Consider the following 15,512-nt stretch of genomic DNA (forward strand, 5'->3'; position numbering starts at 1 on the left):
TGATGGCAACCTTTCCCTATGAACGCACAATTAACCGAAATCATGCGCCTTATCACCAACCTGATCCGCACTGGGGTAGTTACCGAAGTGGACAGGGACAACTGGCTTTGCCGGGTGAAAACGGGCGAGCTTGAAACCAACTGGATCAGCTGGCTGACGCTGCGTGCCGGGAATGCCCGCACATGGTGGCGACCATCGGAAGGTGAGCAGGTGGTGCTGCTGAGTCTGGGCGGCAATCTGGAAACCGCCTTTGCGTTACCCGCCATCTATTCGAATCAGTTCGCGCCACCGTCGACGTCGGCGGACGCCTGCGTGACAGAACATCCTGACGGTGGCTGGTTTGAATACGAACCCGCCACCGGGCGCTGGTATGTCAGGGGCATCAAATCAATGGTCATTGAGGCCGCTGACAACATCACCATGAAAACCAGTGAGTTTGTACTGGAGGCTGACCGCACGCGCATTAACAGCGAAGTGGTGATCAATGGTGGCGTTACCCAGGGCGGCGGAGCGATGAGTTCTAACGGGATCGTGGTTGATGCGCATCAACATACTGGCGTCCTGAAAGGCGGCGACACAACCGGAGGTCCGGTATGACGCTTTATATCGGGATGAACAATACCAGCGGTAAAGCCATTACTGATATTGACCATCTGCGCCAGTCGGTGCGGGACATTCTGCTGACACCGCAGGGTAGCCGCATTACCCGTCGTGAATATGGTTCCCTGCTGTCGGCACTGATAGACCAGCCACAAAATCCGGCATTACGTCTGCAGGTCATGTCGGCAGTGTATGTGGCGCTGAGTCGCTGGGAGCCACGGCTGACGCTGGATTCCATCACTATTAACAGCAATTTTGACGGTTCAATGGTGGTGGAGCTGACCGGGCGGCGTAATAGCGGTGTGCCTGTTTCCATTTCCGTATCAACAGGAGCAGAGAATGGCAGTGATTGACCTTTCGCAGTTGCCTGCGCCGCAAATTGTGGATGTGCCGGACTTTGAGACGCTGCTTGCCGAACGCAAGGCAGAATTTGTGGCGCTTCATCCGAAAGATGAGCAGGAAGCAGTGATCCGCACGCTGGAACTGGAATCTGAACCCGTTACCAAATTGTTGCAGGAGAACGCTTACCGTGAGTTGCTTCTGCGCCAGCGCATTAACGAAGCCGCGCAGGCGGTGATGGTGGCTTATGCCATAGGGAGCGATCTGGACCAGCTTGCTGCCAATTACAACGTGAAACGCCTGACGGTGACACCTGCTGATAATGACGCTGTGCCGCCCGTTGCGGCTGTGATGGAAAGTGATGAAGCGTTACGCCTGCGTGTGCCTGCAGCCTTTGAGGGGCTTTCAGTTGCGGGACCAACTGCCGCTTATGAATTTCATGCCCGAAGCGCCGACGGTCGGGTGGCGGATGCCAGTGCAACCAGTCCGGCTCCTGCAGAGGTGGTGCTTACGGTCCTAAGCCGTGAAGGCGACGGAACAGCAGAAAAAGATTTGCTGGATGTGGTGGAGAAAGCCCTGAACAGTGAGAACGTCCGCCCGGTGGCTGACCGTCTGACGGTTCGCAGCGCAGAAATCATCCCGTACCGTGTGGAAGCCACCATTTTTCTCTATCCGGGACCGGAAGCGGAGCCGGTAATGGCAGCGGCAAAAGCCAGCCTGCAGAAGTACATCGCCAGTCAGACGCGGCTTGGTCGGGATATTCGCCGTAGTGCCATTTTTGCCGCGCTGCATGTTGAGGGGGTTCAACGTGTGGAGCTGGCTTCACCGCTGGCGGATGTGGTCCTGAACAAAACACAGGCCGCATCATGTACGCAGTGGAGCGTAACCAACGGAGGAACGGATGAATAGTCTGCTGCCACCGGGTTCAACTTCACTGGAGCGCCGACTGGCGCAAACCTGCAGCGGGATTTCTGATCTGCAGGTGCCGCTTCGTGACTTGTGGAATCCGGCAACCTGTCCGGTCAGTTTCCTGCCTTATCTCGCCTGGGCGTTCTCTGTGGATCGCTGGGACGAGGGCTGGACAGAAAGCGTCAAGCGCCAGGTGGTGAAGGATGCTTTTTATATTCATCAGCATAAAGGGACCACCAGTGCCGTGCGGCGGGTGGTGGAGCCGTTCGGCTTTCTGATCCGCATTATTGAGTGGTGGCAGACCGGAGAGGCACCGGGCACGTTTCGCCTGGATATCGGCGTGCAGGACCAGGGCATCACTGAAGATACCTATCTGGAACTTGAGCGACTGATAAGCGATGCCAAACCATGTAGCCGTCACATGATCGGCATGTCCATCAATCTGCAGACCAGCGGCCCGCATTGGGTGGGAGCCGCCAGCTATCTTGGCGAAGAAATCACGATCTATCCGTATATCAACGAAACAATTATTTCCGGTGGCACCGCGCATGAAGGCGGGGCGGTCCATGTTATTGACACAATGAGAGTGAATCCATGAGCACAAAATTTTATACCCTGCTGACGGATATTGGCGCGGCGAAACTTGCCAGCGCCGCCGCGCTCGGTGTGCCTTTAAAAATTACCCATATGGCGGTCGGCGATGGCGGCGGAACATTGCCAACGCCGGACGCAAAGCAGACAGCATTGGTAAATGAGAAACGCCGGGCTGCGCTGAATATGCTCTATATCGACCCGCAGAACAGCAGCCAGATTATTGCCGAACAGGTGATCCCTGAAAACGAGGGCGGTTGGTGGATACGTGAAGTGGGCCTGTTTGATGAGTCCGGGGCATTGATTGCCGTGGGCAACTGCCCGGAAAGCTATAAGCCGCAACTGGCTGAAGGTAGCGGGCGCACTCAGACCGTGCGCATGGTGCTGATTACCAGCAGCACGGACAATATCACCCTGAAAATCGACCCTGCTGTAGTGCTGGCAACCCGCAAGTATGTGGATGACAAGGCACTGGAGCTGAAGGTGTACGCGGATGATCAGATGGCAAAACATCTTGCCGCACCGGACCCGCATTCACAGTACGCGCCAAAAGCCAGCCCGACATTTACCGGAACCCCCAAAGCGCCAACGCCAGCGGCGGGGAATAATACCACGCAGGTTGCGACCACTGCGTTTGTACAGGCGGCACTGACGGCCCTTATTAATGGTGCGCCAGCCACGCTGGACACGCTGAAAGAAATAGCCGCAGCCATTAACAATGATCCGAATTTCAGTACCACCATTAACAATGCGCTGGCACTAAAAGCACCGTTGTCGAGTCCGGCACTCACCGGAACGCCAACAGCCCCCACGGCGGCGCAGTCGGTCAACAATACACAGATTGCCACTACGGCTTTTGTGAAATCGGCGATTGCAGGAATGGTGGGTTCTGCACCTGCTGCACTGGATACACTGAACGAACTGGCGGCGGCACTGGGGAATGATCCGAACTTTGCCACGACAATGCTTAATGCGCTGGCAGGTAAACAACCGCTGGACAATACGCTTACCAATTTGAGTGGAAAGGATGTAGCTGGTCTTCTCACATATCTTGGTTTGGGAGAAGGCTCTGCATTACCTGTTGGGGTGCCTGTTCCGTGGCCTTCAGCCACTCCGCCAACAGGCTGGCTGAAATGCAACGGAGCAGCTTTTTCTGCTGAAGAATACCCGGAGCTGGCAAAGGCTTACCCGACAAATAAATTGCCTGATTTACGTGGTGAGTTTATTCGTGGCTGGGATGACGGACGTGGTATGGATACGGGGAGGGCAATATTATCCGCTCAGGGCGATGCCATACGTAATATCTATGGTGAGTTCAAGACTGTAAACACCGAAAATTATTCAATATGGGAATCAGTAGGCTCGTTTAAGGGGGCAGTAGTGCCTTTGAACCCCTCAACGAACAATAGTTATTTCTCCTTAATCAGAAGTATGGTGACAGAAAGAACAGATGGCGCTGTTTACCCAAAAGTGATTGGCCTTGATGCTTCAAGAATTGTTCCAACTGCAAACGAAAACCGTCCTCGTAACATTGCCTTTAATTATATCGTGAGGGCTGCCTGATGAATAAAGCCGTATTAAATAACGAACTCATTGCCATAAAAGCGGGAGTCATTACCATTTATAATTATGATGGTGAAACGCGGGAATATATTTCCACATCAACTGAATATCTTGCGGTTGGCGTCGGTATCCCGGCATGTTCTTGTTTAGATGCACCAGTTACACATAAAGCTGGTTATGCAATCTGCCGTTCTGCAGATTTTAACTCATGGGAATATGTGCCAGACCATCGCGGTGAAATCATCTATAGCACCGAAACAGGAGAATCGAAAGAAATCACAGCTCCGGGTGATTATCCTGAAAATACAACCACTATCGCCCCGTTAACGCCATACGATAAATGGGATGGTGAGAAATGGGTGACGGATACCGAGGCACAGCATAGCGCCGCAGTAGAAGCGGCAGAAGCACAGCGCCAGTCGCTGATTGATGCTGCAATGGCTTCCATCAGTCTGATTCAGCTGAAATTACAGGCCGGGCGGAAGCTGACGCAGGCAGAAACCACCCGGCTTAACGCCGTGCTTGATTACATTGACGCGGTGACGGCAACAGATACGAGCACCGCGCCGGATATCATCTGGCCTGAACTGCCGGAGGCGTAGGCCATTCAATATCTGGCGCACCGGAAGTATCGACCAGTTCCAGTGCGTCCAGATAATCCAGCCACAAATTATATTGCGCCAGCTCCTCACCTTTCAGGCGACCAATCGCCGCTTTACCAGGCCATTGCTTACTGTTTATGCATTCGTTGACCTGATTAATCAATTGCTGCTTTTCCAGTTCGGCTGCAGCAATTTGTTCCTCATGAGTTGGCGGTGGAATATCAATCCATGCAGGCATTCCGTCGATGACACCTCTGTATTTTCCTTCTGGTGCTTCCTTCATAAATTCGGCGGTAACAGTGTCGTCAATTTCGATTCCATCACCGGGCCATTCGCCGGATTCCTGATAAGCGATTTTAAGCTCCACAGGGAAAAACGCATTTTTATCGGCACTGAAAATATATTTCTGCATTTCTACCGTCCTATCGAAATATAACTGAATCTGTATTGCTGTGAGATATCACTGGTTGCCACACGCCACGTTGAATTACTGATATGTTCAAAATTTACAGACAAAACCTGCGGGGCAGGAATCGACGGGTCTGACTGAACGGCATCAGACATAACACTGACTGAAACCATCGGCTGATTAGGGAATGGTATAGGGAAGTGTCCACTGATAAAGCGGGTCGTGTTTCCTGCAAAAGTGCCAAACTGAACAATATATCCACCTGGTAGCCTGAACCATCCCGAACCAGAAGCGAATGCTCCCATATCCGGTATCTGATTATCTCCTGTGCCCACATCCCTTTTCGCCGCTTCTCCTAAACCAACGTTTAAGAAAATGCAGAGGTAACAGCTAACTGGCATCATCTCCGGTTTTTATTCAGGGGGATGATCATGCTTATTGGCTATGTACGCGTGTCAACAAATGACCAGAACACCGATTTGCAACGTAATGCACTGAACTGCGCGGGATGTGAGCGGATTTTTGAGGACAAAATCAGTGGCACTAAGTCCGACAGACCGGGGCTGAAAAAACTACTCAGGACACTATCGGCAGGAGACACGCTGGTTGTCTGGAAGCTGGACAGGTTGGGGCGCAGTATGCGGCATCTTGTTACGCTGATAGAAGAGTTGCGCCAGCGTGGTGTGAATTTCAGAAGCCTGACTGACAGTATTGATACCAGTACCCCAATGGGCCGTTTCTTTTTTCATGTCATGGGTGCCCTGGCTGAAATGGAACGCGAACTGATAGTTGAACGTACCAGGGCAGGGCTGGCTGCAGCTCGTGCCAAAGGCAGAGTAGGTGGACGCCGTCCTAAGTTGACCACCGAACAGTGGGCACAGATTGGGCGTTTACTCGAGGCCGGAGAATCAAGACAGCGTATTGCACTGATTTTTGATGTAGGCGTTTCTACCATTTATAGAAAATTTCCGGCAAATAAGATCAATGAATCCCCCTGAATCAGCATTATGTTGATTATCCCTGCAAGCAGACAAATACCGTTATTTTGTGTGAATAACGACACAACTGCGCTTAGCTGTTTGTCAGGCACAATCACTTCAACATAGGGCGAAGCCTAATCCAATCAGGAGGTTCGCCACTATGGCTCAGGATTACCACCACGGGGTGCGCGTTGTTGAAGTCAACGAAGGCACCCGATCTATTACCACGGTGAGCACCGCCATCGTGGGTATGGTCTGCACGGGCGATGATGCCGATGCAAAAATGTTTCCTCTTAATAAACCCGTGCTGATCACTGATGTGCTGACTGCCAGCGGTAAAGCGGGTGAGTCAGGTACTCTGGCCCGTTCGCTGGATGCCATCGCTGACCAGGCAAAACCCGTGACCATTGTTGTGCGTGTGCCGCAGGGTGAAACGGAAGACGAAACCACGACCAATATCATCGGCGCAGTGACTGCTGAAGGTAAAAAAACAGGTATGAAAGCCCTGTTATCTGCCCAGTCACAGCTCGGCGTTAAACCGCGCATTCTCGGCGTGCCAGGCCACGACACCAAGGCGGTAGCTACTGAGTTGCTGAGCGTGGCGCAAAGCCTGCGTGGATTTGCTTACCTGTCAGCGTATGGCTGCAAGACAGTGCAGGAGGCGATCACTTACCGCGAAAACTTCAGCCAGCGCGAAGGGATGCTGATCTGGCCTGACTTTACTGGCTGGGACACGGTGCTGAATGCCGAAGCAACGGCATATGCCACCGCCCGTGCGCTTGGTCTGCGCGCCAAAATTGATGAGCAGACTGGATGGCACAAAAGCCTGTCCAACGTGGGCGTGAACGGTGTCACCGGAATTTCTGCTGATGTGTTCTGGGATCTGCAGGACCCGGCAACCGATGCAGGTCTGCTGAACCAGAACGACGTCACCACGCTTGTGCGTAAAGACGGTTTCCGCTTCTGGGGTTCCCGCTGCCTGAGTGATGACCCGCTCTTTGCCTTCGAAAACTACACCCGCACGGCCCAGGTGCTGATGGACACGATGGCAGAAGCACACATGTGGGCGGTGGATAAACCGCTTAACCCGTCGCTGGCCCGCGACATTATCGAAGGTATCCGCGCCAAAATGCGCAGCCTGGTCAGTCAGGGCTATCTCATTGGTGGTGATTGCTGGCTGGATGAGTCGGTGAACGACAAAGACACGCTGAAAGCCGGAAAACTCACCATCGACTATGACTACACGCCAGTGCCGCCACTTGAAAATCTGATGCTGCGCCAGCGCATCACCGATCAGTACCTGGTGAATTTCGCCAGCCAGGTCAGCGCGTAAGGGGACAACATGGCTTTACCACGCAAATTAAAACATCTGAACCTGTTTAACGACGGGAACAACTGGCAGGGGATCGTTGAGTCGCTGACGCTGCCGAAATTCACCCGCAAATATGAGAAGTATCGCGGCGGCGGAATGCCGGGTGCAGTGGATGTGGATCTGGGACTGGATGACAGTGCACTGGATACAGAATTTTCCATTGGTGGTACTGAACTGCTGCTGTTTAAGCAGATGGGCAAATCCACGGTGGATGGCATCCAGCTGCGCTTTACCGGCTCTATCCAGCGTGACGATACCGGGGAAGTGCAGCCCGTGGAGCTTGTCGTGCGTGGACGTCACAAAGAAGTGGATTCCGGCGAGTGGAAGACGGGCGAAAGCAACACCACCAAAGTGACCAGTACCAACAGCTACGCGAAGCTGACCATCAATGGTGAGGTGCTCTATGAAGTGGACCTTATCAATATGGTGGAAATTGTGGACGGTGTGGACCTGATGGAAGCGCACCGCAACGCCCTCGGCCTCTGATGTATCTGAACGGCGCGGAATGCCGCGCCAGAACCTAATTTACAGGACAACAAAATGAGCGATAAACAGACTGAAAAGACCATTCAACTGGATACCCCCATCATGCGCGGTAAAACAGAAATTACCGAAATTGTGTTGCGTAAACCGCAGTCCGGTGCGCTGCGCGGCACACGCCTGCAGGCCATTATGGATATGGATGTGAACGCGATGATGACCGTGATCCCTCGCATCTCCAGTCCGGCACTGACTGCACAGGAAATCGCAGAGATGGACCCGGCAGATCTCACAGCCATGTCGGTTGAGGTTGTCACTTTTTTGTTGAAGAAGTCGGTGCTTGCCGGTTTACCGACAGCCTGACGGTTGACGATCTGGTGGCTGATATCGCCACCATCTTTCACTGGCCGCCATCCGTTACTGACGTTATGCCGCTGACCGAAGTGCTGGAATGGCGGTATAAAGCGATTCAGAGAAGCGGGGCCAACGATGAGTGATAATAACCTGCGCCTGCAGGTCATTCTTAATGCGGTTGACAAACTCACCCGCCCATTCCGTGCTGCACAGGCCAGTTCGAAAGAGCTGGCTGGCGCAATTCAGAATACCCGAAACAGCCTCAAAGAACTGAATAAGCAGGCTGGCAGAATTGATGAATTTCGCAAGACGCGCTCGCAACTAGCCATAACAGCCAACAACCTGAACGCAGCCCGCGAAGAGGCGGCAAAACTCGCCACACAATTTGCTGCCACTAACAGGCCAACCGCCGCGCAGGCAAAGTTATTCAGTCAGGCCAAAACACGAGTACAGGAACTTCAGCAGACCTATAACGGCTTGTTGGGGGCGGTCCAGAGACAACGTCAGGCACTTAAAGAATCAGGGATTGATACCAGACAACTCAGTAGTGCCCAGCGAGAACTTAAGAAAAATGCCGAAGAAACTCGTCAGGCACTGGAGGGCCAGCAAAAAGCACTTAAACGTCTGGGTGAACAACAGGCACGGATGAACGCTGCCAGAGAACAATACTCAAGACGGCTTGAAGTGCGCGATCGCATCGCAGGAGCCGGAGCCACCACCACGGCTGCAGGGCTGGCAATGGGCGCGCCAGTGATGGCGGCGGTAAAAAGCTATACCAGCATGGAAGATGCCATGAAAGGTGTGGCAAAGCAGGTCAATGGTCTGCGTGACGATAATGGCAACCGCACTGCGCGTTTTTACGAAATGCAGGATGCCATCAAAGCTGCCAGTGAACAGCTGCCAATGGAAAACGGTGCTGTGGACTTCGCCGCACTGGTTGAAGGTGGTGCGCGCATGAATGTGGCAAACCCTGACGACAGCTGGGAGGACCAGAAACGTGACCTGCTGGCCTTCGCCAGTACGGCAGCAAAGGCGGCAACAGCCTTTGAGCTGCCAGCGGATGAACTGTCAGAAAGTCTGGGGAAAATCGCCCAGCTCTACAAAATACCAACCCGCAATATTGAACAGCTCGGTGATGCGCTGAACTATCTGGATGATAACGCTATGTCGAAAGGGGCAGACATCATTGATGTCATGCAACGCCTGGGCGGTGTGGCTGATCGTCTGGATTATCGTAAAGCGGCGGCGCTGGGTTCCACCTTCCTGACACTGGGGGCTGCGCCGGAGGTCGCTGCCAGTGCTGCCAACGCGATGGTGCGTGAATTGTCCATTGCCACCATGCAAAGCAAGAGTTTCTTTGAAGGGATGAATCTGCTGAAACTCAATCCTGAAGTGATTGAAAAGCAGATGACGAAGGATGCGATGGGAACTATCCAGCGTGTGCTGGAGAAGGTGAACGCACTGCCGCAGGACAAGCGTCTGTCTGCCATGACCATGTTGTTTGGTAAAGAGTTTGGCGATGACGCGGCGAAACTGGCAAACAACCTGCCGGAACTACAGCGCCAGCTAAAACTGACAGCGGGCAATGATGCGCTCGGTTCCATGCAGAAAGAATCCGACATCAACAAGGACTCACTTTCTGCTCAGTGGTTGCTGGTTAAAACCGGAGCGCAGAATACCTTCAGCAGCCTGGGCGAAACGCTGCGCCAGCCGCTGATGGATATTCTGTACACGGTGAAAAGCGTTACGGGAGCGTTGCGTCGCTGGGTGGAAGCTAACCCGGAACTGACGGGCACACTGATGAAAGTAGCCGCTATTGTGGCTGCGGTTACCGTAGGCCTCGGCACCCTGGCTGTGGCGCTGGCTGCAGTGCTGGGGCCGCTGGCAGTCATCCGTCTGGGATTCTCTGTGCTGGGCATCAAAACGTTACCTTCCGTTATGGCAGCAGTAACACGAACTAGCAGCGCGTTGTCCTGGCTGGCTGGCGCTCCACTGGCAGTGCTGCGACGCGGGCTTGCTTCATCGGGTAACGCAGCGGGTTTACTTACTGCGCCGTTGTCGTCTTTGCGCCGTACGGCATCACTGACGGGAAATGTCCTGAAAACTGTAGCAGGTGCGCCGGTTGCACTATTGCGGTCTGGATTATCCGCTTTACGTGCTGTTGCTGTGATGTTTATGAATCCTCTGGCGGTACTGCGCGGCGGGCTGGCTGCCGCAGGCACGGTGCTGCGAGTACTGGCATCTGGTCCACTGGCGATGTTGCGCGTTGCCCTGTATGCCGTATCTGGTCTGTTAGGTGCTTTGCTCAGTCCGATAGGTCTTGTGGTTACTGCACTGGCGGGTGTGGCACTGGTTGTCTGGAAATACTGGCAACCCATCACCGCATTTCTCGGTGGCGTGGTGGAAGGATTCAAAGCGGCGGCAGGTCCCATCAGTGCAGCGTTCGAACCGCTTAAGCCTGTGTTCCAGTGGATTGGTGACAAAGTGCAGGCGCTGTGGGGCTGGTTTACTGATCTGCTGACGCCCGTTAAGTCGACCTCTGCCGAACTGCAGAGCGCAGCGGCAATGGGGCGACGATTCGGGGAGGCACTGGCGGAAGGGCTGAATATGGTTATGCATCCGCTGGACTCCCTGAAATCTGGCGTTTCCTGGTTGCTGGATAAACTCGGCATTGTCAGTAAAGAGGCTGCAAAGGCGAAACTGCCGGAAAGCGTGACGCGTCAGCAACCTGCGACGGTGAATGCAGACGGTAAAGTGATGATGCCATCGGGTGGTTTTCCGTCATGGGGATATGGCTTTGCGGGGATGTATGACAGCGGCGGCTATATCCCGCGTGGGCAGTTTGGCATCGTCGGTGAAAACGGGCCGGAAATTGTTAACGGCCCGGCAAATGTGACCAGCCGGAGAAATACAGCTGCACTGGCTGCCGTTGTTGCCGGAATGATGGGCGTTGCTGCCGCGCCAGCAGAGCTTCCACCGTTGCACCCTTTGGCACTTCCCGCGAAAGGTGGAGAAGCAATTGTGAGTCGCGCAGCCACTGTGCCGCTCGTTCAACGGATTGAGGCACCGACGCAGATCATCATTCAGACGCAGCCAGGACAAAGTGCGCAGGATATTGCGCGGGAGGTGGCACGCCAGCTTGATGAACGTGAACGCAGGCTGAAGGCAAAAGCCAGGAGTAACTACAGCGATCAGGGGGGATACGACGCATGATGATGGTGCTGGGATTGTATGTGTTTATGCTGCGCACCGTTCCGTATCAGGAACTGCAGTATCAACGCAGCTGGCGACATGCGGCAAACAGTCGGGTAAACCGACGTCCGTCCACGCAGTTTCTGGGACCGGAAAACGACATGCTGACGCTTTCCGGTGTTCTTATGCCGGAAATAACAGGCGGCAGGCTGTCGTTGCTGGCACTGGAGCAGATGGCAGAACAGGGGAAAGCATGGCCCCTGATTGAAGGCAGCGGCACGATTTACGGCATGTATGTGATTGAGGGACTGAATCAGACTAAAACGGAGTTTTTCCGCGACGGTATGCCGCGCCGGATTGAGTTCACCCTGTCGCTCAAACGAGTGGATGAATCCCTGTCCGATATGTTCGGTGATCTCAGTGCGCAACTGAATAATCTGCAGGACACGGCAACGTCTGCCTTAAGCGATATCAGTAAAACGGTGGGAGGGCTGCTGTCGTGAATTTCAGCTCTGAACTGCTTAACAAAGGCAACAAAACTCCCGCATTCAGCATCAGTATTGAGGGCAGGGATATCACCACTGTGCTGGATAACCGCCTGATGAGTTTGACGCTGACGGATAACCGGGGCTTTGAAGCGGACCAGCTTGATCTGGAGCTGGATGACGCTGACGGAAAAATCGTGCTGCCGCGCCGTGGTGCGGTTATTACGCTGGCGCTGGGCTGGAAGGGGCAGCCGCTTTTCCCGAAAGGGGCATTCACAGTGGACGAGATTGAACACACTGGCGCACCGGACCGCCTGACTATCCGGGCGCGAAGTGCTGATTTTCGGGAAACGCTGAATACCCGCCGTGAAAAATCGTGGCATAAGACCACCGTCGGGGAAGTGGTGAAGGAAATAGCCGCGCGGCACAAGCTGAAGATGGCACTGGGTAAAGACCTGTCGGATAAGCCCGTGGAGCATATAGACCAGACTAATGAGAGTGACGGCAGTTTTCTGATGCGGCTGGCGCGACAGTACGGTGCCATCGCGTCGGTGAAAAATGGCAATCTGTTATTCATCCGGCAGGGGCAGGGCAAAAGCGCCACTGGTAAACCTCTGCCAGTGATCACTATCACACGCAAGGACGGCGACAGTCACCGATTTACCCTGGCAGATCGCGGAGCCTACACGGGCGTAATTGCCAGCTGGTTGCATACCCGCGAACCTGCGAAGAAAGAAAGCACCACGGTGAAGCGTAAGCGCAGAACTAAGAAGCAGAAGAAAGAGCCGGAAGCGAAGCAGGGCGATTACCTGGTGGGTACGGATGAAAACGTGCTGGTACTTAATCGCACTTATGCCAACCGGAGCAACGCTGAACGGGCAGCGAAAATGCAGTGGGAACGCCTGCAACGCGGCGTTGCGTCATTCTCGCTACAACTGGCGGAAGGGCGGGCAGATCTTTACACGGAAATGCCAGTGAAAGTTAGTGGCTTTAAACAACCGATAGATGATGCGGAATGGACCATTACGACTCTGACTCATACCGTCAGCCCGGATAATGGTTTTACGACCAGTATTGAACTCGAAGTGAAGATTGATGATCTTGAAATGGAATAAAGTGTTCTCAATATTGATATTTTGTGTATCATTACAATGATTCTGATAGCAAAGGTAGGGATCTGGATATGATGAATTGTCCAAAGTGTGGTCATGCGGCACACACAAGGAGCAGTTTTCAAGTAACTGAAAGCACCAAAGAGCGTTACTGCCAGTGCCAAAATATTAACTGCGGGAGCACTTTTGTTACCCATGAAACAGTGGTCCGGTTTATTGTGACACCCGCACTGATTGCTACTGCTCCTCCACATCCATTGCCAGGTGGTCAGGGGCATATGAATTTTTGAGAAAGAGAACCTGCTACGGCAGGTTTTTATTCATCTGGGATCTCACCCGTTTCAAGAAAATGTATAAAGCCAGGCTCATCTATGATGATTGTGCCTTTCATCCTGGCTGCCGATACTTTTGATGGGCCTGCATTGTAACCGCAACAGAGCATCTGAAGGCTTTGGGTTACAGAGGTTCTTACCGTTAATCCTTGTTCATTCGCCTTATCAACCAATCTTTCTTTATCTGCTTTCTTAAATCCGGTGAAACACACATCGAATGTATTTTTTTTCGGACCAGACTGCTTAGTGAGGTGTGAGTAGTTTTCGGGGAGGAATGACGCGCATTCCTGAATGGCTTGTTCTGGTGAATCGTACTGTTTAAGAATGCGGTCTTTTCGGAAGGTTTTTATTCGATCGGTGTTCTTACAAATGCCCTGTATATGATTTTCGCTATAACTGATGCTCTGTATTGAGTGAACTCCGATACGACCATTTGCATTGATGTAAACAAAGTGAAGTTCTTCCATGTGAAACCTCTTTGCATGATTTCAAGATGGCGACAGGCAAGATGGACGCAAAAGTCTGTCGCCATTTTGCCGCCACCACCAAAGAAAAAGGGGCTACGCTTTTACGTAACCCCTTGATTTATTTGGTGGAGCTGGCGGGAGTTGAACCCGCGTCCGAAATTCCTACATCCTCGGTACTACATGCTTAGTCAGTCTTTACATTCGCCTGGCACCTGCGGACGGACACGCCACTACCAGACTAGCCTGATTCGTTTTAACGCTTCAACCCCAGGCAGGGCATCCACGCGATCTCTTTTGGGTTTGACCTCTCTTGATCCCCGTCCTAAGAGCGGAGGCTAGGGAGAGAGGGCTCTAAGCAGGTTATTAAGCTGCTAAAGCGTAGTTTTCGTCGTTTGCGACTATTTTTTTGCGGCTTTTTACGAGGCCAACCGCCCCTCGGCATGCACCTTGGGTTTCGCAAATCCCGTCGAATCCAGAATCAGCCCCAATGTGTAAGGTAAGTATAACAGACTTGTGACACGCGTGACCAGCCCCCGTATCTTCTTATCTTCAACGATTTACCGCTCGCGCAGCGCTTCTTTCGCGCGATTAAACGGTTTGATTAAATAGTCGACAATGGTTTTTTCACCGGTTTTGATATCTACCGTGGCGATCATGCCTGGAACAATCGAAAAACGGCGTCCTGATTTATTTTGTAGATAGTCCTGGTGGGTGCGGATAAATACGCGATAGTAGAAAATTTCCGGTTTCACTTTATCCTGAATGGTATCCGGTGAAATGGTCTCCACCACGCCGTCAAGCCCGCCGTAAATGGCGTAATCGTAAGCAGTAATTTTAACCAATGCGCGTTGGCCGGGATGAATAAAGGCGATATCACGCGGCGAAAGGCGGGTTTCAATCAACAGACGATCGTCTACCGGCACTATCTCCATCATCTCGCCGTTAGGCGGGATCACGCCGCCAATCGTCGTGACCTGGATATTTTTAACAATGCCGCGTACCGGCGAACGCACGGTAAGGCGGGTGACGGAATCCTCGCGTCCTTTTAAAATGGCGGAGAGCATATCGACCTCAGCGTTCGCTTTTGATAACGCTTCGCGTGCCTGCACATAATATTGTGAGCGCAGATCGGTAATTTTTAAGCCTAAATCGCTTTTTTGTCGTTGCAGGCGTAGCACTTCAACATGACTGGCCGCGCCGCTTTTCTCCAGCCGCTGGGTAATGGTCAGCTCTTTATTAACCGACGCCAGCGCATCCCGTAGCTCGGCTTCGGTATCGGCCAGTTGCGCGCGGCGGCTTTTATAGAGACGCGTCTCTGCGGCAATCAGGTCCGGCCAGCCGTTCAGCTCAGCGGGGAAGGCGAGAGGTAAGTCGCTGACTTCCGCAGTTAACCGTGCGCTGGAGGCGAGTGAAGCTCGATATTTTGCCGCACTTTCACCCACATTGGACGCCAGACGCGTCGGATCAAGCCGGGCGACAATCTGGTTAGCCTGAACTCTGTCGCCTTCCCGCACCGTCAACTGCGCCAGAATGCCGCCATCCAGCGACTGCAGAACCTGTTCGCGTGAACTGGGGATCACTTTCCCGTTGCCGGTGGAAACCTCATCCAGTCGGCCAAACCACGCCCAGATGCCGAGAATGAGAAATAACAGTGAGCAGATCAGAACAATACGACCCGCGCCGGAAAACGCCCGTTCACGCTGAATATCGGGATCGTCCATCGCG

The 15,512-nt window shown here is 53.2% G+C and carries 19 protein-coding genes and 1 other RNA gene; 15 read left to right on the forward strand and 5 right to left on the reverse strand.

The window, feature by feature from the left end; genetic code table 11:
* Positions 1-18 precede the first annotated feature (18 nt).
* Genes ABVN44_RS14960 through ABVN44_RS14985 form a run of 6 tightly spaced genes read left to right on the forward strand, consistent with a single transcriptional unit; the run spans position 19 to position 4,604 of the window.
* Positions 19-597, forward strand: a complete 579-nt coding sequence (locus ABVN44_RS14960) for a phage baseplate assembly protein V (protein WP_006799382.1) — start codon at positions 19-21, stop codon at positions 595-597.
* Positions 594-953 (forward strand): GPW/gp25 family protein, encoded by a 360-nt coding sequence (locus ABVN44_RS14965; protein WP_006799384.1) that lies wholly within the window; start codon positions 594-596, stop codon positions 951-953. The genes ABVN44_RS14960 and ABVN44_RS14965 overlap by 4 nt, the downstream gene beginning before the upstream one ends.
* Positions 940-1,848: a baseplate assembly protein gene (locus ABVN44_RS14970; RefSeq protein WP_006799387.1), complete on the forward strand. Its 909-nt coding sequence runs from the start codon at positions 940-942 to the stop codon at positions 1,846-1,848. The genes ABVN44_RS14965 and ABVN44_RS14970 overlap by 14 nt, the downstream gene beginning before the upstream one ends.
* Entirely contained in the window at positions 1,841-2,446 is a 606-nt protein-coding gene (locus ABVN44_RS14975) for a phage tail protein I (protein ID WP_001086833.1), read from the forward strand. Before ABVN44_RS14970 ends, ABVN44_RS14975 begins: the two co-directional genes overlap by 8 nt.
* Entirely contained in the window at positions 2,443-4,002 is a 1,560-nt protein-coding gene (locus tag ABVN44_RS14980) for a phage tail protein (RefSeq protein WP_241366406.1), read from the forward strand. The genes ABVN44_RS14975 and ABVN44_RS14980 overlap by 4 nt, the downstream gene beginning before the upstream one ends.
* The gene (locus ABVN44_RS14985; RefSeq protein ID WP_006807600.1) at positions 4,002-4,604 is read left to right on the forward strand and encodes a tail fiber assembly protein; all 603 of its coding nucleotides are present in this window, start codon (positions 4,002-4,004) and stop codon (positions 4,602-4,604) included. Before ABVN44_RS14980 ends, ABVN44_RS14985 begins: the two co-directional genes overlap by 1 nt.
* Here the strand turns inward: ABVN44_RS14985 and ABVN44_RS14990 are convergent.
* Together ABVN44_RS14990 and ABVN44_RS14995 are read right to left on the reverse strand one after the other, a co-directional pair.
* Positions 4,576-5,016: a tail fiber assembly protein gene (locus ABVN44_RS14990; protein ID WP_393954288.1), complete on the reverse strand. Its 441-nt coding sequence runs from the start codon at positions 5,014-5,016 to the stop codon at positions 4,576-4,578. The two genes, ABVN44_RS14985 and ABVN44_RS14990, sit on opposite strands and share 29 nt — an antisense overlap.
* 2 nt (positions 5,017-5,018) lie before the next feature.
* A complete protein-coding gene (locus tag ABVN44_RS14995; RefSeq protein ID WP_393954290.1) occupies positions 5,019-5,417 on the reverse strand; it encodes a phage tail protein in 399 nt (132 codons plus the stop codon).
* 27 nt (positions 5,418-5,444) lie between these two features.
* Here ABVN44_RS14995 and ABVN44_RS15000 point away from each other — a divergent pair, with 27 nt between their 5' ends.
* The 9 genes from ABVN44_RS15000 to ABVN44_RS15040 all read left to right on the forward strand — a co-directional run bounded on the left by ABVN44_RS15000 (position 5,445) and on the right by ABVN44_RS15040 (position 13,278).
* Entirely contained in the window at positions 5,445-6,011 is a 567-nt protein-coding gene (locus ABVN44_RS15000; protein ID WP_000905032.1) for a recombinase family protein, read from the forward strand.
* Between the two features lie 142 nt (positions 6,012-6,153).
* Entirely contained in the window at positions 6,154-7,326 is a 1,173-nt protein-coding gene (locus ABVN44_RS15005; RefSeq protein ID WP_000046120.1) for a phage tail sheath protein, read from the forward strand.
* A gap of 9 nt (positions 7,327-7,335) precedes the next feature.
* On the forward strand, positions 7,336-7,851 hold the full coding sequence (locus ABVN44_RS15010; protein ID WP_006801366.1) for a phage major tail tube protein: 516 nt from the start codon (positions 7,336-7,338) through the stop codon (positions 7,849-7,851).
* Between the two features lie 54 nt (positions 7,852-7,905).
* Positions 7,906-8,208, forward strand: a complete 303-nt coding sequence (locus tag ABVN44_RS15015) for a phage tail assembly protein (protein WP_001281016.1) — start codon at positions 7,906-7,908, stop codon at positions 8,206-8,208.
* A 14-nt stretch (positions 8,209-8,222) separates the two neighbouring features.
* On the forward strand, positions 8,223-8,342 hold the full coding sequence (locus ABVN44_RS15020) for a GpE family phage tail protein (RefSeq protein ID WP_000763311.1): 120 nt from the start codon (positions 8,223-8,225) through the stop codon (positions 8,340-8,342).
* A complete protein-coding gene (locus tag ABVN44_RS15025; RefSeq protein WP_006801364.1) occupies positions 8,335-11,412 on the forward strand; it encodes a phage tail tape measure protein in 3,078 nt (1,025 codons plus the stop codon). The genes ABVN44_RS15020 and ABVN44_RS15025 overlap by 8 nt, the downstream gene beginning before the upstream one ends.
* A complete protein-coding gene (locus ABVN44_RS15030; protein ID WP_000980413.1) occupies positions 11,409-11,894 on the forward strand; it encodes a phage tail protein in 486 nt (161 codons plus the stop codon). Before ABVN44_RS15025 ends, ABVN44_RS15030 begins: the two co-directional genes overlap by 4 nt.
* Positions 11,891-12,991 carry a phage late control D family protein gene (locus ABVN44_RS15035; RefSeq protein ID WP_001011796.1) on the forward strand — a complete coding sequence of 367 codons (1,101 nt, stop codon included), beginning with the start codon at positions 11,891-11,893 and terminating at the stop codon, positions 12,989-12,991. The genes ABVN44_RS15030 and ABVN44_RS15035 overlap by 4 nt, the downstream gene beginning before the upstream one ends.
* Positions 12,992-13,059: 68 nt before the next feature.
* Positions 13,060-13,278, forward strand: coding sequence for an ogr/Delta-like zinc finger family protein (locus ABVN44_RS15040; RefSeq protein WP_000980501.1), 219 nt, complete (start codon positions 13,060-13,062; stop codon positions 13,276-13,278).
* Between the two features lie 26 nt (positions 13,279-13,304).
* Here ABVN44_RS15040 and ABVN44_RS15045 read toward each other — a convergent pair whose 3' ends face one another.
* From ABVN44_RS15045 to ABVN44_RS15055, 3 genes are all read right to left on the reverse strand, one after another.
* Positions 13,305-13,787 carry a hypothetical protein gene (locus tag ABVN44_RS15045; RefSeq protein ID WP_000391794.1) on the reverse strand — a complete coding sequence of 161 codons (483 nt, stop codon included), beginning with the start codon at positions 13,785-13,787 and terminating at the stop codon, positions 13,305-13,307.
* 123 nt (positions 13,788-13,910) lie between these two features.
* Positions 13,911-14,273, reverse strand: a transfer-messenger RNA (tmRNA) gene (ssrA, locus tag ABVN44_RS15050).
* Positions 14,274-14,344: 71 nt separating this feature from the next.
* Entirely contained in the window at positions 14,345-15,508 is a 1,164-nt protein-coding gene (locus ABVN44_RS15055) for an HlyD family type I secretion periplasmic adaptor subunit (RefSeq protein WP_000342601.1), read from the reverse strand.
* Between the last annotated feature and the right edge of the window lie 4 nt (positions 15,509-15,512).

Source organism: Salmonella sp. SJTUF15570, from assembly GCF_043357055.1.
Lineage (GTDB): Bacteria > Pseudomonadota > Gammaproteobacteria > Enterobacterales > Enterobacteriaceae > Salmonella > Salmonella enterica.